This is a genomic window from Shewanella sp. SM87 (assembly GCF_025653705.1).
Lineage (GTDB): Bacteria > Pseudomonadota > Gammaproteobacteria > Enterobacterales > Shewanellaceae > Shewanella > Shewanella oncorhynchi.
This window is the reverse complement of sequence record NZ_JAKKSC010000002.1, coordinates 299126-320628: the sequence shown is the minus strand read 5'-3', so window position 1 is coordinate 320628 and position 21503 is coordinate 299126. Positions and strand designations below refer to the sequence as shown.

Annotated in this window: 23 protein-coding genes and 1 pseudogene; 15 read left to right on the top strand and 9 right to left on the bottom strand. The window is 44.4% G+C overall.

From position 1 onward, the window contains the following. A pseudogene (locus L5M11_RS03035) lies at window positions 1-162 on the bottom strand (IS110 family transposase); the annotation flags it as partial. Window positions 163-309: 147 nt separating this feature from the next. On the opposite strand from L5M11_RS03035, the gene L5M11_RS03030 reads away from it, so the two are divergent. After that, window positions 310-720 carry a hypothetical protein gene (locus L5M11_RS03030; RefSeq protein WP_263191300.1) on the top strand — a complete coding sequence of 137 codons (411 nt, stop codon included), beginning with the start codon at window positions 310-312 and terminating at the stop codon, window positions 718-720. 153 nt (window positions 721-873) lie between these two features. Here L5M11_RS03030 and L5M11_RS03025 read toward each other — a convergent pair whose 3' ends face one another. Genes L5M11_RS03025 through L5M11_RS03015 form a run of 3 tightly spaced genes read right to left on the bottom strand, consistent with a single transcriptional unit; the run spans window position 874 to window position 2631 of the window. Next, a complete protein-coding gene (locus tag L5M11_RS03025) occupies window positions 874-1158 on the bottom strand; it encodes a heavy-metal-associated domain-containing protein (RefSeq protein ID WP_263191299.1) in 285 nt (94 codons plus the stop codon). Further along, complete coding sequence (locus tag L5M11_RS03020) at window positions 1155-1472, bottom strand: hypothetical protein (RefSeq protein ID WP_317629861.1); 318 nt, start codon at window positions 1470-1472, stop codon at window positions 1155-1157. Before L5M11_RS03020 ends, L5M11_RS03025 begins: the two co-directional genes overlap by 4 nt. 16 nt (window positions 1473-1488) lie before the next feature. Then, window positions 1489-2631 carry a transglutaminase-like domain-containing protein gene (locus tag L5M11_RS03015; RefSeq protein WP_168823017.1) on the bottom strand — a complete coding sequence of 381 codons (1143 nt, stop codon included), beginning with the start codon at window positions 2629-2631 and terminating at the stop codon, window positions 1489-1491. Window positions 2632-3321: 690 nt separating this feature from the next. On the opposite strand from L5M11_RS03015, the gene L5M11_RS03010 reads away from it, so the two are divergent. Genes L5M11_RS03010 through L5M11_RS03000 form a run of 3 tightly spaced genes read left to right on the top strand, consistent with a single transcriptional unit; the run spans window position 3322 to window position 6482 of the window. Further along, window positions 3322-4398 carry a porin gene (locus L5M11_RS03010; RefSeq protein WP_168823015.1) on the top strand — a complete coding sequence of 359 codons (1077 nt, stop codon included), beginning with the start codon at window positions 3322-3324 and terminating at the stop codon, window positions 4396-4398. Window positions 4399-4407: 9 nt separating this feature from the next. Further along, window positions 4408-4818: a phosphate ABC transporter substrate-binding protein gene (locus L5M11_RS03005; RefSeq protein WP_105251847.1), complete on the top strand. Its 411-nt coding sequence runs from the start codon at window positions 4408-4410 to the stop codon at window positions 4816-4818. Window positions 4819-4862: 44 nt separating this feature from the next. Then, complete coding sequence (locus L5M11_RS03000; protein ID WP_168823013.1) at window positions 4863-6482, top strand: methyl-accepting chemotaxis protein; 1620 nt, start codon at window positions 4863-4865, stop codon at window positions 6480-6482. Between the two features lie 113 nt (window positions 6483-6595). Here L5M11_RS03000 and L5M11_RS02995 read toward each other — a convergent pair whose 3' ends face one another. Continuing rightward, window positions 6596-7867: an amino acid permease gene (locus tag L5M11_RS02995; protein ID WP_028761316.1), complete on the bottom strand. Its 1272-nt coding sequence runs from the start codon at window positions 7865-7867 to the stop codon at window positions 6596-6598. A 256-nt stretch (window positions 7868-8123) separates the two neighbouring features. On the opposite strand from L5M11_RS02995, the gene L5M11_RS02990 reads away from it, so the two are divergent. The 3 genes from L5M11_RS02990 to L5M11_RS02980 are packed head-to-tail and all read left to right on the top strand — an operon-like array spanning window position 8124 to window position 10516. After that, entirely contained in the window at window positions 8124-8507 is a 384-nt protein-coding gene (locus L5M11_RS02990) for a RidA family protein (RefSeq protein ID WP_173243577.1), read from the top strand. 24 nt (window positions 8508-8531) lie between these two features. After that, window positions 8532-9806, top strand: coding sequence for a serine dehydratase subunit alpha family protein (locus L5M11_RS02985; protein ID WP_105251844.1), 1275 nt, complete (start codon window positions 8532-8534; stop codon window positions 9804-9806). Window positions 9807-9856: 50 nt separating this feature from the next. Further along, a complete protein-coding gene (locus L5M11_RS02980) occupies window positions 9857-10516 on the top strand; it encodes a transcriptional regulator (RefSeq protein WP_113939392.1) in 660 nt (219 codons plus the stop codon). A gap of 92 nt (window positions 10517-10608) precedes the next feature. Here L5M11_RS02980 and L5M11_RS02975 read toward each other — a convergent pair whose 3' ends face one another. Continuing rightward, window positions 10609-12183, bottom strand: coding sequence for a hypothetical protein (locus L5M11_RS02975; RefSeq protein WP_263191296.1), 1575 nt, complete (start codon window positions 12181-12183; stop codon window positions 10609-10611). 226 nt (window positions 12184-12409) lie between these two features. Next, window positions 12410-13324, bottom strand: coding sequence for a DUF368 domain-containing protein (locus tag L5M11_RS02970; RefSeq protein WP_028761321.1), 915 nt, complete (start codon window positions 13322-13324; stop codon window positions 12410-12412). Between the two features lie 224 nt (window positions 13325-13548). Between L5M11_RS02970 and L5M11_RS02965 the strand changes: the two genes are divergently transcribed. Further along, a complete protein-coding gene (locus L5M11_RS02965) occupies window positions 13549-14049 on the top strand; it encodes a hotdog fold domain-containing protein (RefSeq protein WP_006085741.1) in 501 nt (166 codons plus the stop codon). A 210-nt stretch (window positions 14050-14259) separates the two neighbouring features. Here the strand turns inward: L5M11_RS02965 and xapA are convergent, their stop codons facing one another. Beyond that, window positions 14260-15087, bottom strand: coding sequence for a xanthosine phosphorylase (gene xapA / locus L5M11_RS02960; protein WP_263191294.1), 828 nt, complete (start codon window positions 15085-15087; stop codon window positions 14260-14262). A gap of 136 nt (window positions 15088-15223) precedes the next feature. Here xapA and L5M11_RS02955 point away from each other — a divergent pair, with 136 nt between their 5' ends. The 6 genes from L5M11_RS02955 (at window position 15224) to L5M11_RS02930 (ending at window position 19170) form a co-directional block, all read left to right on the top strand. Beyond that, a complete protein-coding gene (locus L5M11_RS02955) occupies window positions 15224-16141 on the top strand; it encodes a LysR family transcriptional regulator (RefSeq protein ID WP_263191293.1) in 918 nt (305 codons plus the stop codon). A gap of 65 nt (window positions 16142-16206) precedes the next feature. After that, on the top strand, window positions 16207-16644 hold the full coding sequence (locus L5M11_RS02950) for a nucleoside deaminase (RefSeq protein ID WP_028761325.1): 438 nt from the start codon (window positions 16207-16209) through the stop codon (window positions 16642-16644). A 199-nt stretch (window positions 16645-16843) separates the two neighbouring features. Next, window positions 16844-18049, top strand: a complete 1206-nt coding sequence (locus tag L5M11_RS02945; RefSeq protein WP_263191292.1) for a DUF418 domain-containing protein — start codon at window positions 16844-16846, stop codon at window positions 18047-18049. A gap of 29 nt (window positions 18050-18078) precedes the next feature. After that, complete coding sequence (locus L5M11_RS02940) at window positions 18079-18600, top strand: DUF1294 domain-containing protein (RefSeq protein WP_263191290.1); 522 nt, start codon at window positions 18079-18081, stop codon at window positions 18598-18600. An 82-nt stretch (window positions 18601-18682) separates the two neighbouring features. Further along, on the top strand, window positions 18683-18904 hold the full coding sequence (locus L5M11_RS02935) for a hypothetical protein (RefSeq protein ID WP_263191287.1): 222 nt from the start codon (window positions 18683-18685) through the stop codon (window positions 18902-18904). Next, window positions 18844-19170 (top strand): hypothetical protein, encoded by a 327-nt coding sequence (locus tag L5M11_RS02930; protein ID WP_263191286.1) that lies wholly within the window; start codon window positions 18844-18846, stop codon window positions 19168-19170. Before L5M11_RS02935 ends, L5M11_RS02930 begins: the two co-directional genes overlap by 61 nt. Window positions 19171-19244: 74 nt before the next feature. Here the strand turns inward: L5M11_RS02930 and L5M11_RS02925 are convergent, their stop codons facing one another. Continuing rightward, window positions 19245-20600: a short-chain fatty acid transporter gene (locus tag L5M11_RS02925; RefSeq protein ID WP_263191285.1), complete on the bottom strand. Its 1356-nt coding sequence runs from the start codon at window positions 20598-20600 to the stop codon at window positions 19245-19247. 333 nt (window positions 20601-20933) lie between these two features. Here L5M11_RS02925 and L5M11_RS02920 point away from each other — a divergent pair, with 333 nt between their 5' ends. Beyond that, window positions 20934-21404 (top strand): FKBP-type peptidyl-prolyl cis-trans isomerase, encoded by a 471-nt coding sequence (locus L5M11_RS02920; protein WP_028761331.1) that lies wholly within the window; start codon window positions 20934-20936, stop codon window positions 21402-21404. Window positions 21405-21503 lie beyond the last annotated feature (99 nt).

Genomic DNA, 21503 nt, shown 5'->3' with positions numbered 1-21503 from the left:
GGCCTCCATAGCAATAAGGCTACCTTCGGGGAATTGTCTAATTTTATCGAGCAGCTTGTTTCTGTTAACCTTTTTGTTACTCATGACAGAGTTATCCATAAGACAAACACAAACTTGAAAAACATTTTTGGCTAAATCGATACCAATAACTTTAATATCCATGATGGAAACCTCCAGAACTATTTGTCAGCTTTAAGCTTGGCATAATACTGCAAGCTTAGGTGCTGAGGCGTCCATCACATCACTACAAATGTGCCAATCAAGCAAGTCGAGCCGAGCACTAATGGCCTAGGAACTCGTGCAAATTCAATGACGTCGGCAAATCTAACGTCATCAATAAGCCAAGATACTGTAACGCTCTCCTCTGCTGCATCGGTAACGACAGCCGATACCTATAGCCATCTGGCCCCTAACACCAAACAAGGCTACACGGGTAATGTGCAAGCCATTGCAGGCACGCCTGAACCAGACAAAAGCATCAACAGGTTGGACAAAGCCATGCAGGCTATTTTAGATAACCGTACAGGAGTCGATAGGGATAAAATTAATAAGATAGATGAAGAAATGGCGAAGGTTGCGGCCGATGAAAATCTATCTGAAGAACAAAAAGCCAAGCAACTAGAATTACTGCAAGCGCAAAAATTGGATCTGATTAAAGAATCATCGGAGAAAAATGAAGAGCGGCAACGTCGTATCGAGTCCGAGGTGTATTACAGCTAACGAAGAAATGACCCGCAAAGGAAAAATTTGGCAGTGAAGGAAGTAACAGGTGGGATACAGAGTGTATTTTCTCGGTGAAATATCAGTCTAATCATTTAAAACTAGACTGATATTTTATAATGTCGCTCAATCCGTTACTAAAGACACCAACGCTTAGGATTGTTTTTCTACCTTATTAATACTGCCCTTATACCCAGTTTCGTCGACGGCCTTAAGCAAACTATCTAGATTAAAATCCTCTGGCACAGTCACTATTGCTTGCTCCGTTTTTAACGAAGCCTTGGCCTTAATCACCCCATCGGTTTTACGCAGCGCTTTATTCACGACAGTGACACACAGCGGACAAGTCATGCCCTTAACATCTAAGGTGACCAGCACGTTTGCCGCCCAGCTCGACGCTGAACACAGACTTAAGGCAAGAAATAACACTAACTTCATTCAAGCACCTCTAATAACCAAGGTAATACAAAAGGATATGACTGAAATGCCAGCACAACAGGTACAGTTAACCAGTACAGCCACAGCATCTGAGTACGACTCAACGTCGCGATACACAGTGGCTTTTTAGCAAAATAGAGCCGCCAAAATCCCATCAGGATAAGCCCAGTCGACAGTATCAACATGGGCACTTGCAGCCAGCTCAGTTGCTCAATCCCCGACAGACTTGCGGCCGACACCCCGAACACCAAATAAATAAGCGGTGCAATACAGCATAGGCTTGAAGCAACCGCAGCAAGCACTGCGGCGGCCATAGTCGCGAAGAGGCCCTTAGCGTTGTTCGGTTGACTGGTAGTCATAGGCAAACACTTTAGGCTCATAATAGTTCACGGGATCGCCATCAACTTCGGCATAAGGGTAGCCAAAGTTATTCAGTGGTGTCTGTTCGGCTGTAGGGAATAAATCAAAGTCACGGCCATAGTTAAAGCCAACCCAGTTCATTTCCCAATTGCCAAAGAGGTAATCATTCACGGCCTGAACTGCGGGATCGCTGTGTTCTTTTTTCTCCGTCAAACGCATTTTTGTCACATCAGCAGGATCGGCTGGCAACCAACCATAACCCGCTAAATAGAACATAGCGCGACAATGTTGACCACCACTGACATCGGCAAACCCTTTGTCATCAGCACTACCAAAGGCCTTTTTAGAGTATTCGCCCATCTTGATAGCCTGACCTAAGCGAATCCCAAACATCTCACGGGCAGGGATCCCCACTGCGCGCATTAGCGCCACAAATACTGAGTTAATATCGGTACACTTACCGCCTAACTTGCCACTTTCGAGGATACTTGCTACATCACCCGTACCACAGCCAATCACGCTATTATCGCGAAACATATTAGCGCTAACCCAAAGATAAATCAGTCGTGCTTGCTTCAGTGGTTCAGTCTCGCTGCCAACGATCTTATCTGCTGTTTGCTTCACAATACCATTAATCAGCATGTGTTTAGTCGGCAGCAAATAACGTTCAACATCTGCAGGATAATGTATCTGCTCTGGGGTGCGGTAATGGGTTAAGGCGCCGCTTTTAACGGGTTCCCAATCTATCGTTTCAATATCAAGCTCAACCGTTATTGTCATGTTCGCTTTGGCATCGGGCCAAGTCGCAAACAGGGTTTTGGCGCCATAACTGTTGTTTGAGCTGATATAGGCGTCTTTAAAACTGCCCGTAAAATTCAACTGACTCACCAATTGGAATTGCGTGTCTTCAGGTAAAGGGATCCACAACTTAACCACGCCCTCAGACCCTTCTGGGGCAACAAGATGGTAAGTGTTGGTTAAGATAAAACGGCGGCGTCCATCGCTTGAGCTATGTTCAACGACACTCGATTTAGAGGAAGATGCCAGTACCGGCGTGATAAAACCCGCAGTCGACAAAATAGCCGCACTTTTTAAAAAATTGCGTCTTTGCATTATGACATTCCTTTTATTGGATCATGTTTAGAAAGAAGAGAAACTCAACATAAGAGAGCAAGATTATAGGTGCTATAGCACTGTGCAGCAATCAAGCCGCTAACCATACAGTATAAAACCACTACATCGGAGAAAAAGACTCAGTAAAATATGCTACAGCGCTAGCATACTTATGAAAATGGAATAAATATCGACGTTGACTTAACAAGCATAATCAATGATAGATTTAGAGCATTTTTATGTAAAAAGCCCAATTTTAGTTTAATAAAAAGTATCCATTGCGTTATTTTTATAATCTAAAGGCTAAATAACAACCACATTTAGCTTTGGCTAATATTGTTAATAAAGATAATTATCTCACCACTTTTCACTCAAGCTTTGAGTCTCTCATTTAGCAAAATCAATAATATTCTTTGGCGAATTTTCGAAACAATTTTCAGGGAGAACACAGTCTCACCTGAACAGTTTAATGGTATGGCTGAGTAATCATTCCAAATTTAGAATATTGAACTTACAGTTTTGACTTAAGTTAGCTCGAATTACCTAACGCTTTTTACTCATAAAATATCAAACTTATCTTTCAAAATGAGAGCCAAACCACCATGTTGCAAAAATGTTTAATAAAAGTTTGCGTATGTTTGTACCTGTTCTAGGCTTAAAAACGAATATACTCACTTAAAGGGCTTTTTTATGAAACATAAGCTTTCATTAGGTCTTTGCTCACTTTTGCTCAGCTCCACCGCTTATGCAGAAGTCAACATTTCAGGTTTTGCCTCAGTTGTTGCTGGTCAAGTTCTCGAAGGTTCGGGCGTTGCAGAGTTTGATTTAGGCCCCACCTTTCTCGCCGACTATCCACTCGTTGGCGCCTATGATGAAGATATTAGTTTCAAACCCGATACCTTATTTGGTATTCAATTCTCAGCGGATTTACTCGAAGGTTTATCTGCCACGGCACAGGTTGTTTCCCGCGGGGCTGATGACTTTTCGGCAAGTTTTGAATGGGCTTATCTGTCCTATGAGATCAATGATCATTGGACAGTACAAGGAGGTAAAAAACGCTTACCGCTCTACTATTACAGTGACTTTTTTGATGTGGGATATGCTTATCCTTGGATACGTCCACCCGCAGATAATTACACATGGCAAATATTTAACTACACAGGTGTCAGCGCCTTATATAACTATTTAATTGGCGACTGGACTATGTCTGGACAAGTTTATTACGGTAGCGAAGATAGCGAACCTAATAAGCTTTTATCTGATTTTTTCTTCCTCGAAAATACCCGAGAAGTATGGAAGGATATAGGCGGTATTGTTGTTCAATTCAATAAAGATTGGTTAGATATTCGCCTCACGCATATGCAATACACTAACGAACGTTATATTGGTGGTATTCAGCAGGAATGGAATGGTAGCAACCAACGTACGGGTAAGTTTTATGGCCTATCCGTTAATATAGATTATGAGAATTTCCTTTTTTTATCTGAGCTTAACCGCTTAGATCTCGATGGGAGTAATCTAGATACTTATCTTCTCTCGTTCGGCTATCGTATCGATTCAGTGATGCCTTACATTTCCTATTCGGACTTCAATGATGGTGAAGGCGGTGAAGTTCACCATACAAGTTCTGCAGGTATACGTTGGGATTTCCATCCTTCGGCGGCCTTTAAAATTCAGTATGATGACGTTAAAGATGACGGTGGCCCAGGTATGAAAGTCGCAGGGGATTCGAAATCCATCAGTCTTGGCATTGACTTAGTATTTTAGGAGAGAGAAATGAATAAGTTACTTTGCTTAATCCTACTCAGCTTAGTCTCAATGCCACTATTTGCTGGTGTGGTTGTCATCGTTCATCCCAGTAATGCAGACACTGTCGACCAAAAGGTTATTGAAAATATTTTTCTAGGGAAAACAAAGACCTTTCCTGGTGGAGCGCAGGCCGTGCCAGTCAATCTTGACAGTGCTATGCCCTTAAGGGAAACCTTTGATACTAAAGTGCTGGGCAAGTCATCCAGCCAACTTAAGTCATATTGGTCACAAAAAGTATTTACAGGCAAAGGAACGCCACCCAAGGAAGTCACTAGTGGGGCGGAGATGATAAAATTAGTTGCATCGAACCCCAATATTATTGGCTATATTGATAGTAGTGAGGCCAATGATTCGGTAAAAGTTATTGCCGAGTTTTAGATTGGAGTGCCGAGCTCAAGCTCGGCACAACTTGGGGGCAAGGGATGAATTTCTTTAATGATATTTCTATTTTTAAAAAAGTTATCGCGATATTTATTTTAGCTGTCATCATTTTCGCTTTAAACTTAAGCATTAGTGTCATCTCCATAAATAAAAATCGCACCACACTTAATTATATGGAGCAGCAAGTTTACCAAAGAGTTGAACTCGCCAATCAAAACGTGTTTTTTATCCAACGACTCGATGAACTTTACACTCAATCGGTTTCTTTTGCCGACGAAGACCTGTTAACAAATGCAGGTACTATGTATGAATCTTTACGTAAAAACCTACAACAATTAGATAGTGTCGATCCCTCACAAGCCAATAAACTCAGCAATCTATCCGCTAAATTAACCCGCTATAACGACATGACGATTAAGCTGGCTAAAGGCATGTTGGCGGGTACGATTGATATGGCAAACATTGGCCAGATCAGCCAAGAAAAATCCCAAGCCTATGAAGCTGTACTTAATGAAATACAAGATTACAAACAAAGCAAAGTACTCGAATTTAAACAATCGATAAAAGAAGCTGGCGACAGATCTGCGCAAAGTTTGTGGCTCACCCTCTCCATCGGCATCGCTTTGCTGATCGTGATGTTGATTGTCACTATTGCCATAGCACGCGCTATCAGCTCATCTGCGCGTAATGTCGCCCAGTCACTGAGTGAGCTGGCCGATGGAAAAGGCGATCTTAGTCATCAGCTCAAAGTATCTGGTAGTGATGAACTCGGCCAAGTATCAAGTAACTTCAATCGATTTCTTCGCTTGCTCGGAGATTCTATTCGAAGGGTGGTGAATGTTACCGATCCCTTGCTTGATAGCTCGCGCTCACTGAAACAGCGCATGGAAGATGCGACGCATGCCACCCAGCGGCAAAGCCATGATGCCAGCGCAGTACAAGTCTCAATGGAAGACATGCGTCACTCTGTCATCGAAATCTCACAAAATGCCCGCCAAGCCGCCAGTGCAGCACAGGTCGCGGAGAAAGAAGCGATGCAAGGTATGACAGTCGTTCAGCGCACAATCGATATTTCACAGCAATTAAATACAGGAATTCAGGCGGCTTCTAACTCAATCAACGAGCTCGCCAGAGATACTGAAAATGTCACTTCTATCTTAAATGTGATTACCTCTATTGCCGAGCAAACCAACCTGTTGGCACTTAATGCCGCCATCGAAGCCGCCCGCGCAGGTGAGCAAGGACGAGGCTTTGCCGTAGTCGCTGATGAGGTTCGCGCTCTCGCCTCTAAAACAGCCGATGCAACCACTGAAATTCGCCATGTGTTACAAAACCTTAAAACGGCGGCCATTTCCTCGGTCAATACCATGAATGTGGCGATGTCGAAGTCATCGGAAAATGAAACCAATGCTCAAAATACAGGGAGTGCGCTGAAATCAATTCAACAGCAGATTGTCAGTATCAATAGTATGAATACTCACATCGCCTCGGCAACGGAGGAGCAAGCCTCGGTCGCTTCTCAAGTGGTCGATAACGTCGTCAATATGAACGCTTCATTTGAACAGACATTGCAAATTCTGTCGCAGGTTCGCAATGTTTCTGAGGGATTAGTCGATTTTGCTGATGAACTAAAAAACGCCACATCTCAATTCAAACTTTGACCATAGAGCATTATCGAAATGATGACTTAACACAGAAAACCGGTATTAAGTTTACACTTAACACCGGTTTTTTAATTCCTTAAAGCTTATCTTTTTGTACCACTTTATCCCTGTTAACTAAACGCTAAGAAGGGGGATACGCACAGCAATAAGCCTGTGATAATAATGATATACAGCGACACACCCTTGTACTTATGTAATGCAGGTACTTGGTACACTAAATAAGCGGGTATCAAACAACCGACTAAACCAAAAATTGGACTACAAATCGACGTAAAGCTCAGCACTGGCGCATTCAACACAATCGCGCCCCAAGATAATAGAATGGTAAAAATCATGATGCCGTAACCAACAAGCTTTTTGTTGATACGATCTTCAGGCATATAACGGCGCAGCATGTTCATGGTCAATCCTTGGCAAGCTTCCCTAAAACCGAGATATACGCCAAAGTAAGCCGTCATCACCGCAAAAATATTCAAGGTTAAACTCAGCAATTTCAGTGTTTGTCCCTGCATACCTTGGGCAACCATAGCAAGAGCCGAGATATTTTCTTCCGATGCACGCACAGCCTGATCATGTCCCATTGCTAGGGTGAATGACACAGCATAAAAGAACACCACGACAAACAAGACGCCAAAGGCAATATTCATAGCGCGCATCGCTTTAAAGCGCGCTACCGCAAGGGATTTTTCCCGCGAACGGTATGAAATCACCATAGGGCTTAAACTTTGAATAAACAGAATCGATGTTAGCGTAAAGGGCAGCATAACGACCGCATCTTTCAACCAATCTCCCGTTGCTGGGATAGCGCCGATATTATTGATATCCCATTTATCCACCATCAATAACCCTAGCACGGCGACAACGCCCAACTTGGTCAGTACCATAAAAGTAGAGATCTTAAACAAAAGATTCTCACCGCGGGAGGCTAAAGCAACAAGACCGCAGATCAAGGCTAAACCATAGAAAGGATTTTCTGACAATAACGCTTTAGTGACCCCAAAACTTTGCAAAAATGAAGCACTGTCGTTTGTAATGGCCGTTGAATAAACGAACACCCAAATGACCAGCATGATGAAATACAAACCACCCAACAACATACCCCAGTTTTTACCTAAGTAACCCGAAATCACACTCGGGTAATCCTTACATTCTGGAGATTCTGCTAAGGTATTGATAAACAACCGTTGGAACATATACATGGCAGGATAGCCAATAATGCCAGACAGTAAGAAAACCCATAACCCCATCAAACCGACCTGCACAGGCAAGAATACGATCCCCGCGCCAATCGCCATTCCGATACTCATGATAATCCAGCCCCAATCCGTACTATCGAAGCGGGTATCTGCTTTCCACTGTGCAGCAGTAATTGTTGCATCCATCATTTCACCTTTACCTAGTTGGTATTATTTTGTGCAAATATATTTGAACAAAACGAACTCAGCAATCAAAATACTCAACTATTGTTGAACAAAGAGTTAAAGCTCACAACTTGACTGAAAACGAGATAAATAGCGCACAAACTGCAGTGACAAATGAAATTCATTAAAAAATAATTGCAATAAAACATAAAAATACAAATAATGTTGCACATACGCCGACCTAGGCATTCAATTTTATTTGCAAGTTGGAGAGACAATGAAAACCATTATTCACGCAGAACGTGCTCCCGCGGCCATTGGCCCTTATTCCCATGGCACAGCCTATGGCAACCTCATTTTTACCTCTGGCCAACTCCCTGTTTGTAAAAAGAAAGGCAGCGTAGTTGACGGTGGAATTACTGAGCAATCGATTCAATCATTAGAGAATCTCAAATACGTGCTCGAAGCAGGTGGTGGCAGCTTAGAAACGATTCTTAAAACCACTTGTTATCTTGCAGAGATCAGTGACTTTGCCGCCTTTAACGAAGTGTATAAAACCTATTTTAAAACCGACTGCCCAGCTCGTAGCTGTTTTGCGGTGAAGGACCTTCCGCTGGGCGTTAAAGTAGAAGTTGAAGCGATAGCACACGTTAAAATCTAAGCATTAACATAAGGTTGTAAGCTCATGAAACCCCAATGGCAGCAGTATATTCAAATCATTAAACAAGTGGTTAAGCCCGCATTAGGCTGCACAGAGCCCATCGCCGCCGCTTACGCCGCCGCCGTCGCCCGCGCCTTGCTGGGTGTTGAACCCGATTCAATTGCAGTACAAGTGTCTGACAATCTTTATAAAAACTCTATGGGCGTGTTTGTACCTGGCACTGGCAAAATCGGTCTGGCAATTGCCGCTGCAGCAGGCGCCATTGCGGGTAATCCTGATGCGGGCTTAGAAGTATTGGCCGTGATCACGCCAGAACAAGTCGCCAGAGCACAGGCCCTTATCGATGCGGGCAAGGTGACGGTTGAGCGCACCGAAACAGCAGAATTTATCTATTGTTGTGTCATCGCTAAAAAAGGCGACCGCGAAGCCTTAGTAAAAATCTGTGGTGGCCATACGCTTATTGCCGAAAAGCGCCTCAACGGCGAATCCGTCTTCAGTGTCGATAGCACGCAAGCTAAAGCCACTGGTTCCATCTGTGAAGGCGTGGATATCACTATCGAGTCCATTTATCGCTTCGCCCAAGAAGTCCCCTTCGAAGAGATCAAATTCATTCTCGAAGCCTCTGAGCTAAACGGCAAATTATCCGATGAAGGCATGGCGAATCCCTATGGGCTTGAAGTCGGCCGCACCATGAAAAGCGGCATAGCCGCCGGCATTATCGGTGAAGACTTACTGAATAAAATTGTCATGTTAACTGCTGCAGCATCCGATGCTCGCATGGGCGGGGCGAACTTGCCCGCCATGAGCAATCTTGGCAGTGGTAATCAAGGCATAGCGGCAACTATCCCTGTGGTATTGACGGCACAATGCTATAAGGTTTCGGAAGAAAAACTCGCCCGCGCCTTGATTATGAGCCATCTAGGGGCGATTTATATCAAGTCCCATTATCCACCACTGTCGGCATTTTGTGGCAATACCGTCACCAGCGCAGCCGCTTCTATGGCCATGGTGTATTTAGCCGGTGGCTCGTTCGAACAATCCTGTTTCGCGATTCAAAACGTGATCAGCGACAGCTCTGGCATGGTGTGTGACGGCGCTAAAGCGTCCTGCGCCATGAAGGTTAGCACTTCATCCAGTGCGGCCGTGCGCTCATTTTTGATGGCGCTCAGTAGTCACAATGTCTCAGGCCAAGGTATTATTGCTACCGATGTAGAGAAAACCATTAAAAACATTGGCAAAATGATCCTCAATGGCATGTCATCCACAGATGTCACTATTATCGATATTATGTCGGCATAATGATTTTAACCCGCTGAATATTGGCGGGTTAATAACTAAAGGTTGAAATTGTGAAACTGCAAGATTTAACGCAAAGTGATCTGGATATTCTGAAATCCATCGAAAATATCGTCGATGGCATCGCTGCCATGTATGGTCAACACACAGAAGTGGTATTGCACAGCCTAGATGCGAAACATCCGTCTGTGGTCAAAATTGCCAATGGCCACGTCACGGGCCGTGAAGTAGGTGCACCAATAACCAACCTTGCCTTGCTCAAGCTCAAAACCGGTCAGGATATTTCCAACTCTTACCTGACTAAATGTGCCAATGGTAAGACGCTAAGATCAATTACGACTGTGATCCGTAACAGTAAAAATCAGCCCATAGGTTTGCTGTGTATTAACAGCGACATGGATGCACCACTGCAATCAGTTCTGCGCACTATGATGCCAGAGCAACTCCTTGGCAGCGAACTGACCAGCTCGCCCGAAGTGTTTGCCCGCAATATTGATGAAGCGCTCCATAGCACTATCGACAGTGTGAACCATGAGGTTCGCGCGAATCCCGCGATTTCACCTTCACAAAAGAGTCGCGAAATCGTCAATCAATTGCATGAGTTAGGGATTTTCGAACTCAAGGACAGTGCCCAAGTAGCAGCAACTCGATTGGGGATTTCTGTGCATTCGATTTATCGCTATCTACGGGAAATCAAAGCCAATCAAGCTTAAAGCGAGAAAAAACTCGCCTAAATAGAAAGGGCTAAGGTGTAAATAACCTTAGCCCTTTCGTTTTATTATTTTTGCACTTGTGATTGCGCTTGTTATTGCGCAGCTTGTCCGCTAAAGCCCATCATATTCCATGCCTGCACTGTGCCATCGGCCATTAAGGCAATGGCATCGAGCAAATTGCTGCGAATGTCGCGCATTTGGCTCAAATCAACGGCTTGTTTATCTAATGTTAACGCAGCCTCGCCTCCCATCCACACCGCAATCGAACCATCTTGGCGTTTAACCGTAAACCCTAAGCCTGTCGGGAAAATATCCGTTGCTTGGGTGATTTCAGTTTTGGGTCCAGAGTGGCCATCAACCACAGTGCCATCCTGTTTTAAAAAGGCAAACTCCCGCTCATAGGTCACCACTTTACTCACCTGAGTGACTTCTTGATAACGTGGTTGCTTGTCTACCAAGTCCCAACCTTCCCAAGCAATGGCCGTATTATCCTTGCGTAGCGCGACAAACCCCTCCTCAAAGGGATAAACCTTGTGCACTTTTTGCAACTTATCCTGTAGGACTGATGTATCGGCACCATTGAATTTACTGCCCCATACGTGCAGTTGACGACTGATGGTTAAGGCGGCAAACGCGCCACGATTTGCATAAATATCAATCACTTTATTGGCGCGTTTTGTAGTAGATAAACGCGCTGGAAACGCGACATGATACTCAGTCAATTCGCCCTCACCCCAGGTATATACGCTGCCATCCGCCAGCAGCGCCGCAAACCCATGATCCGTGTTGACAACTTTCACGGCAGGCGCTAATTGGCTGAGTTTTGCCAGTTGTTCGTGGCCTTTTTGATCATCGCTGACCCCGCCCCAAGACACTAATTTTCCCGTCGCCGTCCTCGCGGTAAAAGCATTATTGTTGGCATAGAGCAGATCGACATGGTTAAGCTCAGAGGCCACGTGGCGACTATCGCCACCATAAGCGGCATCGCCCCAAGTCAATACTGCTCCCCCCAGCTTTAAGGCAGCAAAAGCACCTTTATTAATCAACACAAAATCAATATTGGTCATCGCAGGCGCAGCATATTGACCCGAGAGCAGTTCGGCTGGTGTTGAATCCAGATTAGACCAACTGACTACACTACCATCTTGTTTGATGGCCGCATAAAGCCCTTCTGCCAACACAAAAGAACGAACGCCTGTCAGCACTTGCTTCATCCCCATCCCCCAAGGGATAAGTTTGTCATCACGGGTTAAGGCCGCAAAACCACAGGTATTCTCCGCCGCATATAACTCTTTTACATTGACCAGAGGCTCTGCGGCATTATTGATATCGCCACCACATTCAGCATCGCCCCATGCCACCACAGTACCGTCTTGCTTGAGTGCCGCAAATGCACTGAGATTACTGTAGATTTGACTCACTTGGGCTAACTGGGCAGGCATAGGGATTTTGGTAGAATCGTCGGCCACCTCAAGATTGCTCGGGATGGACGTTAATGAATTATTCGCGGTGGATGGTGATCTGTGAGCCAAGATCGTGTCAGAAATTTGCTGTTTTAATTCGGGCGATATATCAGAATCCTGTTTATCTATGAGTAAGTTAACCACATGACCCAAAGCAAAAATCGCCAGCGCTACACCGCCCCACGAGACCTGTTTTTTATCCACAAGTATATCCTTATCGTAACTGCAAACTCTCACTGAGTTTAAACTGGAACATAACGTCGACTGAGTACGCTAAATGTGAACTGTGATTGTAACCAAAACAGGGCTAAAATGACATTGCCCTAAAGTCGAAAGCTGACCTGATTCAAGTAAGATGAGCATATGAGCAAAAAATAAAAGCAGCGTATCTCGCTGCTTTTATTGAATATGATGTTGAGGTAACAAAGGGCTAATCTCTTTTGCCCACTTTCTCTAACCCCCAAACCAGTGCAATCGCCGCTAACATACACACAATGGCTAACATCAGTTGTGAAGGCTGACCCGTTACTTGCTCAAAATTAAGCGGGGAAATATTTTGCTCCAGCAAAGGTACTTGTTCGCCGTGGGAGTTGGTCCGCCAAGTTAAGATTTCTTTCCATGGCCAAATTTTACCTAAGGTACCTAACATTAATCCGGTTAGAAACACGATAGTGGCATCATGGTATTTACGCAGCAGCGCCGACAATAAATGGCTGAACGTCAGTAATCCCATCACGGCACCAGCAGCAAAACAGGCCAAAATATCCAGCTGAATATTTTTAGCAGCAGCGAGGACCACAGGATATAACCCTAACAATAATAAGATGAAACTGCCTGAAATCCCCGGCAATACCATAGCGCAAATCGCAATCGCGCCGCCGAAAAAGATATTCATGTAACTGGCTTCTACCGCGACCGGATTCAGCACAGTAATCGCCCATGCAGCCAGCACACCAAGCGCAAATAACCCTAAACGTGCCACAGTGAAACCACTCACTTGTTTAAGCATATGCACGACAGAGATAAGAATAAGCCCAAAAAAGAACGACCAGATCGGGATGGGATGTACCGCCAACAACCAAGAAATTAGCTTCGCAAAGGTAAAAATACTGGTCAGGATCCCCGCCAGCAGACTCACTAAAAAGCCACCATTAATATGGGCAAATGCCCCTTTTATGCCCTGCGACTTGATTACGCCCCAAAGGGAAGGATTAATGCGTTTTACACTATCGAGCAAAGTATCGAGAATACCCGTAATAAACGCTATGGTGCCGCCCGAAACGCCAGGCACAACATCAGCAGCGCCCATGGCCATTCCCTTAAAATACGTCAGCAAATATTTCACTGTGAGTCCTTGTAGTTAAATCAACATGCCATTGCCGCTACACGACAAATTGGCCGCAATTATACGGTGTTACACTTAAAACCGCGAAATGAAGTTTACTTAATTAAGCCGACTGGTATTTGTTGTTATCCTAATGTTACACTCATCCGACCAGAGCAACCCAACCTCAACTTGGAACAGGCTCAAAATAACAACACCCCTTTGCACCATTATTAAGGATAACCATGAGCCAGACAGACTCTTCTAGCACTGCAGAACAAAAACCTAATAAAGTGCTCGCGCTCTACCACAAAACTCGCCGTTATCCCTTCGGCCAAAAACTGTTTTCAATCATGGTTTCACGCATGGCGCCCTATTTCGGCACCATCAAACCACTGATCACTGAATTACGCCTTAATCATTGCGCCTGTTTAATTAAAAAACGCCATGCCGTTCATAATCATATAAAAACTGTACATGTGATTGCGATTTGTAATGGTCTAGAAATGGCCATGGGCGTGATGGCCGAAGCTTCAATTCCAAAACATTTACGTTGGATACCTAAGGGCATGAGTTTGGATTATACAGCTAAAGCAGGCAGCGATATTTTATGTATCGCCGAAGTGACACCAGAGCAATGGACTCCTGGCGATATGCTGGTCCCCGTTACCGCCTACGACACCCAAGGAGTGGTTGTGGTGAAAGGACATATCAAATTGTGGATTTCAGAAAAACCGCAAAAATAAACGCTTTGAATCAAGACTTACACTTAATGTCAGCATGTAAAAAGGGAGCTTTGCTCCCTTTACTTTTTAACCTTCAGCCGTATTTCGCAAAAACATTCGGAGAACTGAATTGTGCGGCGCCTTGCTCGCTCACGTTTAAGTACGAACTGTCAGATACGAGCTTTTAAAATCGCAGCCTATCGCAATAGAGCTGCACAGTGATGCAAAATATTAAGCAAAATGACTTGCGGTAAAACGCTCAATTAAACGGATAAAGTCGGCTTCAGCAAGCTTGGCACATTTTAAGGTTTGTTCATGGGATAACTGCACGTCCCCCAATCCTTCTGCCATATTGGTAATGGCACACACAGCCAACACGGGCAAACCACAATGCGCCGCCGAAATCACCTCTGGCACCACGGACATTCCCACTACATCGCCACCGATGATTTGCATCATGCGGATTTCAGCCGCGGTTTCAAAACACGGGCCAGAGTAAGACACAAAGACCCCTTGATTCACTTCAATGCCTGCGGCTTTTGCAACACTTAAGGCTTCTGCTCTCAGGTCTTTATCATAAGCATTGGCTAGGCTAAAAAAGCGTGGGCCGTAGCTATAATCATTTGCGCCCGTCATGGGCGTACCCGGCATAGTATTAATGTGATCGCTGAAAATCACTAATGATCCCACGCCGATCCGCTCTGGCCGTAATGACCCCGCAGCGTTAGTCACGAGTAACAATTCACACCCTAAACGTTTGAAAGTACGCACAGGCGTCGTCATCACCTTCATGCTTTGGTGCTCGTAAAAATGCCCGCGGCCTTTCATGCACACGATATCGATGCCATGTAAGCTGCCGAGCACAAGCTCTCCAGAGTGGCCGACGACGGTACTCACAGGAAAACCGTCTAACTCTTCATAGGGGATCACCACTTTATTATCTAAATTATCGGCAAACGCGCCAAGCCCTGAGCCCAAAATCATAGCAGCACGGGGTGAGAAATTCGGTTTACGGGCTCGAATCGTCGCAAGGGCATTAATAACGGGATCATGGCTCATACAAGGTACCTCATAGCAAAAGAATGAAAGAGTAAACGTCCCTCAGTATAAGCGGGCTTAGGGTTGCAAATAATCGCGATTAATCGCACTATTGTGCTGATAAAAATGACAATAACTAGAAAATGGTGAGCCAAAGATGAGCAAGATAAACGCACCTGAACTCGTCACCTTGAAGATGCTACGGTATTTCCATCGAGTGGCTGAAGTGAAAAACTTTACCGCTGCCGCCGAGCAACTGCATTTATCGAAATCTCCGCTGAGCGCACAAATCAAAGAGTTAGAATCGCTCCTTGGCGTTGACCTGTTAACCCGCAGCACTCGTCAGGTCGAACTCACGCCCTATGGCCAATTGTTAAGAGAGAAGTGCGAGCAAATATTCGAACTGGTGAATACCTCATTGGAACAAGTGGCTCAGCTTGGGCGACTCGATAGAAACCATATTCGGATTGGCATCATGAGCTCGCTGTTTTGGATGGGATTTGGTGACATACTGAAAAGCTTTCGTAAGCAATGCCCTGATAATGAGCTGATATTTCAAGAGTTATCACCTGAAACTCAAAAAGTCGCCTTAGCACATCAAGAAATCGATTTTGGCCTAGTGCGCTACGCCGACACCTTAAATTTGCCGCACCTTCTCGCCGAAACTATCACCAGCGAACCTATGGTGTTAGCACTGGCAAGTAAGCATCCCTTAGCCAGACGCAAAAGCATCGACTTGAGTGAACTCAAAGATGAGCCTTTTACCTTACTCAGCCGTGCCAATTCTGCCTCTAGCGATTTAATTATCGCCAGCTGTCAGGCCGCAGAATTTATGCCGCAATTAGTACAGGAAATGGTCGAGCCCAATAGCTTGATGGCTATCATCGCTGGCGATAACAGGGTATCCATAGTGCCGCAAAGTTATGCTTCACAACCTTGGCCTAGGGTAAAGTTTATTAAATTAAAACAAACCATCCCCGCCGATATCTGCCTGATTTATCGACCAGAAATGGCTTCGCTGCCGATTATCGACAGCCTGAGGAACTTATTGAAGCAACAAATTAAAACCATTTAGATTGTCTCCCAAACGAGTGCTATGCTGAGTGCAATACTCAGGGTTCATATTTTAAGGATATCAAGATGGATGAATTTTTAGCGGCAGCCATTGAAGAAGCTAAGCAAGGACTCGCCGAGGGCGGCATCCCCATTGGTTCGGTATTAGTGATCGATGGCAAAATCGTCGGGCGCGGCCACAATAAACGGGTACAAAAAGGCAGTTCAGTACTGCATGCCGAAATGGATTGTCTCGAAAATGCCGGCCGATTTAGCGCCGCCGAGTACCAAAGGGCGACCTTGTATTCCACCCTATCGCCCTGCGATATGTGCAGCGGCGCAGTATTACTTTATGGTATACCTAAAGTCATCGTCGGTGAAAACGCTACCTTCCAAGGGCCTGAAGCCTATGTAAAATCCCGCGGCGTGGATGTCACTGTGGTCGATAATGCCGAGTGCAAACAATTGATGCAGGACTTTATCGCCAGTAATCCCACACTCTGGAACGAAGATATCGGCGAGTAATGGTTCGACAGTCTTCTCAATCCGTTTCTGCATTTTTGTATTTCACTTTTTACGTTGGCGCTAGTTCACTTTCTACCTTTCCTGTATTTTACTTTTTGTGTTGGCTGTATTTCATTGGAGGCTAGCGCCTGCTAGGCTAGCCCTCCCAAATTCCAGTGAAAAGTGGAACATGTCTACTAGCGAAAGGAACTCAGCTAACGTGTCAGCAAACTTACCTAAAGACCCTTGGTCAAGATCAGACTCCACGCAGCCTGTTGTAATGACGATACCCGCACAGCGTAATGCCAACCTCGATGCTATTCGCGGCTTAGCCGTGTTGGGGATATTTTTTATGAATATCTATTTTATGGGCATTACTTTTTTTGGCTATGCGCCCCATGAAACACAGCCGCTGTCGGATCACATTATCAAAGTGTTCAGTAACTTTTTCATCGAGGCACGCTTTATCAGTCTGTTTTCCATCTTGTTTGGTGTCGGGCTTTTTATTCAATATCAGCGATTTAGCGCCAAAGGCCTAGAAGCTTATTCCCTACTGCGATCACGTTTAAAATGGTTAATTGTATTTGGCCTACTCCACGGCATTTTTATTTGGTCAGGTGATATTTTATTCACCTATGGCATCAGCGGATTTTTAGCTTTGTGTTACAAAGATTTAAGTGTTGAAGCCCTTAAGCGCAAAGCGAATATTTTTATTTTAAGCGCCTTAGTTATCATTACGCTGGTTAGCCTTACGGGCAGCGATGAACCTTTCACTCGAGAATCGAGTCTATTTGCAGAGCAATACAGTGCATGGACCTCTGGCTATGCCGACCAACTGTTACTGCAATTGATGCAAGTTGGCTATATGGCACTGGTGATCCCTTTTACCATAATGTGGTTTACAGCTGGCTTGATGTTGCTCGGCATGGCCTTGTATCAACAAGGGACTTTTGAGCAAGGTTTTAGCAAATCGGTACTGGTAAAGTTACTGCTAGCAAGCGTAACGCTATCACTGCTTGATACCATCTTAGGTTTAACGAAAAATACTATTCTCGTTGCGTTTTCAGATGTGTTAATCATGCTAAGTGCTATTCCTATGGCGCTGATTTACATCCACATTATAGTTAAGGTTTGCCAGAATAATCCTAATATACTGACTCCGCTGCAAAATATTGGCAAACTCGCGTTTAGTCTCTATATTCTGCAATCCATCGTTGGCGTGTTAGTGTTTAGACACTTAGCTCCCGAATTGCTATTGAGCTTAGATAGATGGGGATACATGGCCATGGCGCTGGTTTATTCAGTAGTGCAATTACTGTTAGCCAGCCTGTACTTACGCTATTTCAAGCAAGGGCCGCTAGAGAAACTGTGGCGCCACCTCGTATTTAAAAAATACACGGCATCACAAGAACACAAGCAAGCTTAAAAACACTGACACGAGATTGATACCAGATAATGACGAACAAAAAAACTACTAAAACGGGCAACAGCGCTTCACCTCAAACCAATCGCCCGCAAAAGAGTCGAGCACAAAGCGGTCGCGCTCAGAACAGTCGCACACAAAACAATCGCGCCCAAAGTAGTCGCGCTCAAAAATCCAATACAGCCGCTTCAGGCTCAAGCCTTATGCCGCTGTTATTGGTGGTGATTTTTCTTGCTGGCTTAATCGGCGCAGCGCAGCAACATATGCTGCCAGTCGGGATTGCGGGCATGTACCTCACACTAAGCCTGCTCACCTTTATCGCCTATGCCATCGATAAATCCGCCGCTAAACGTAACAAATGGCGAACTAAAGAAAGTACATTACATCTGCTCGCCCTCATGGGCGGTTGGCCCGGCGCTCTATTTGCCCAAAACCTGTTAAGACACAAGTCCGTTAAAGCCTCATTTAGAAACGTCTTTTGGCTCACCGTTGTCGCTAACTTAGCCGTGCTGGGTTATGGCATAAAAACTGGCGCCGTAGATATGTTTATCTAGCAAGCAATGGATTCTATGAAAATCAAAAGTTTGTCACTAAAACGCTTTAACTTATTTTAATATAAAAACAAAAGGTTAAATTATGAAAAAATTTTTAGTTGCAGTTTTGGGTGTTGCAATACTATCGGGTTGTGCCGCACCTCGCTATACAGCAAAACCAATAGAAACAAATACTAAAAATGTAGAAATAGTCATTATTAAGGATAAAGAAACACGTGACGGCTTCCAAGAAACAATGGAGACATGGCTAAAGCAAATAATTACACCTACACAGTGCAGCCTGATGGTTCTAAACATGATTTAAATAAACTCACATTAGAATATGAAGGTAATTGGACTTGGGACTTGGGACTTGGGACTTGGGACTTGGCATTATATTTAAAAAGCGCTGAAATTAACGCATTTCAGAATGGCCAAAGAGTTGGCAGTGTTAAGTTTCAAGTACCCTATACTGCGAACCCGAGTAAGTTTGGTAATGCTGCGAATCGTATTAGCTATATGATGTCAGCTCTATTTGGTCAAATCACCGCTGATGAAGCAACAAAAAAAGTAAATGGTTCAAGCGATTAATAGCATTGAAACCTTAACTAAAAAACAGGGTAATCATTGAATTACCCTGTTTAATTTTGCACTGTTTATTATCTTTAAAACCAGCTCAACGCGATACTGATAATCACGCCAGTGATCATCAATTGCATTAAACAAAAGCCCATAATATCCCGCGCTTTTAAGCCTGCAATCGCCAGCACGGGCAGTGCCCAGAAAGGTTGAATCAAATTAGTCCACGCATCTCCCCAAGCAACGGCCATTGCGACCCGAGCGACATCTGCACCTAAAGCCTGTGCGGCGGGTAGCATAATCGGTGCCTGCACCGCCCATTGGCCACCTCCCGATGGCACAAAAATATTCACAATTCCTGCACTGATAAAGCTCCAAAATGGCAGGCTCTCGGCGCTAGCGATGGCCACAAAACCTTCCGAAATACTTTGGGCTAAACCCGATTGCACCATCACAGCCATAATGCCCGCATAAAAGGGAAATTGGATAACAATACCTGCGCCGCCCTTAATGGCCTCATTCAAACTGGTTAATAAACTGCGTGGTGTTTGATGTAACAGTATGGCGAGGAATAAAAATAAGAAGTTCACTAAATTGAGGTTTAAGCTGCCGCCCTGCACCCAAAAGTAATAACCTAAATATACAAGCCCAGCGCCACCGACGCTCCAGCCGAGTAAACGACTATTTTCTAACTTATCCGCAGGACGGCTTTCAGGCTGACGCTCGCTCATATTTGCAGGGTTAAGCTCTAACGCCGAAGAATCAAGTTCGGCGTCTTTGTCATCAAGGGCGCTTGGGTCAACATAAACACTGTCCTTATCTTCAGGCAACATAAAGCGATTCACTAAGGGCATGACCACAAACAGAATTGCCACTAACAATAAATTATAACTCGCGAAAATGGTGTCACTGGTGGGGATGATACCGATTTGCGATTCAGAGAAATGCCCCTCCGTCGCTATGGTTAATGGGATCGAACCCGCAAGCCCACCATGCCAAACCACAAAGCCGGAATAGGCGCTGGCGACCAGCAGCCGATAATCCACTTTTACTTTGCGAGCTAAGGCTTTGGCAAATAACGCGCCCACCACTAGCCCAAAACCCCAGTTAATCCAACTGGCGGCCAGTGACACCAAAGTCACTAAAATAATGGCTTGTGGTGCCGACTTAGCCAATCCAGCAATGGCATCGAGCAACTTTTTAATCGGCGGGGAGCTTGCCAACATAAATCCTGCCACCAGCACTAACAGCATCTGCATCGAAAAACTTAACAGCGTCCAAAAGCCATCACCCCAATAATTGATGACTTCCAGCGGGGTTTTATGTTCGGCAACCACAGCAGCAATTAATACGGCGAAGGTAAGTAAAAGCACGAAAATATAGGGATCGGGTAGATATCGGTCGACGAGTTTGACCAGAGGTTTTGCCGTTTTGTTTAACATAGACTTTCCTTGTTTATTATCTGAATTTTAGTTCTTATTTGTTTTTATTGAATTTTTATTGAATTTTTATTGAATTTTTATTGAATTTTTATTGAATTTTTATTGAATTTTTATTGAATTTTTATTGAATTTTTATTGAATTTTTATTGAATTTTTATTGAGCCTTAAGCCCACAGATTAAGCGATCTCTAAAACAGGATAAAGTCTTGAGGGAGTTTTTAACGGTTTGAACTGGTAGCACCAGATATCCCGCTCAACGCACACGCGAGTGCCGATAGCATCTGATGCTAAAAAACTGATAATATGGCAAAAATTAACTAAGGTGCTCTTTATATGAAAATGTTACTTGCCGTTGTGGTGATTGCTGGGGTGATTTTTTACTTCTTTACCTCGATGAACGGCCAAAAAGCCGCCCAAGAAAATATCCGTTTAGGCAATGAGTTTTTAACACAAAACAAAACCAAAGAAGGTGTGATCACCACAGCTTCAGGTTTGCAATATCAAGTATTAACTCAGGGCGATGGCACAGTTCATCCTAAAGCCAGCGATACAGTGACAGTCCATTATCATGGCACTTTGATTGACGGTACTGTGTTTGACAGTTCGGTTGATCGCGGCGAACCCATCGCATTTCCGCTTAATCGGGTGATTAAAGGTTGGACCGAGGGCGTACAGCTGATGGTTGTTGGCGATAAAATGCGGTTTTTTATTCCCAGTGAACTCGCCTACGGTAACCGTAGCACGGGCAAGATTGGTGGTGGTTCTGTGTTAATTTTTGATGTGGAACTGCTTAAGATTGATTAAATCAGTCTTCAATGAGTCTGTCTTAATGCATTCGGCTGTATTCATAAAAAAACCTTTCGCTTAATAAAGAAAAAAGCCCTGAATCTTCGCAGGGCTTTA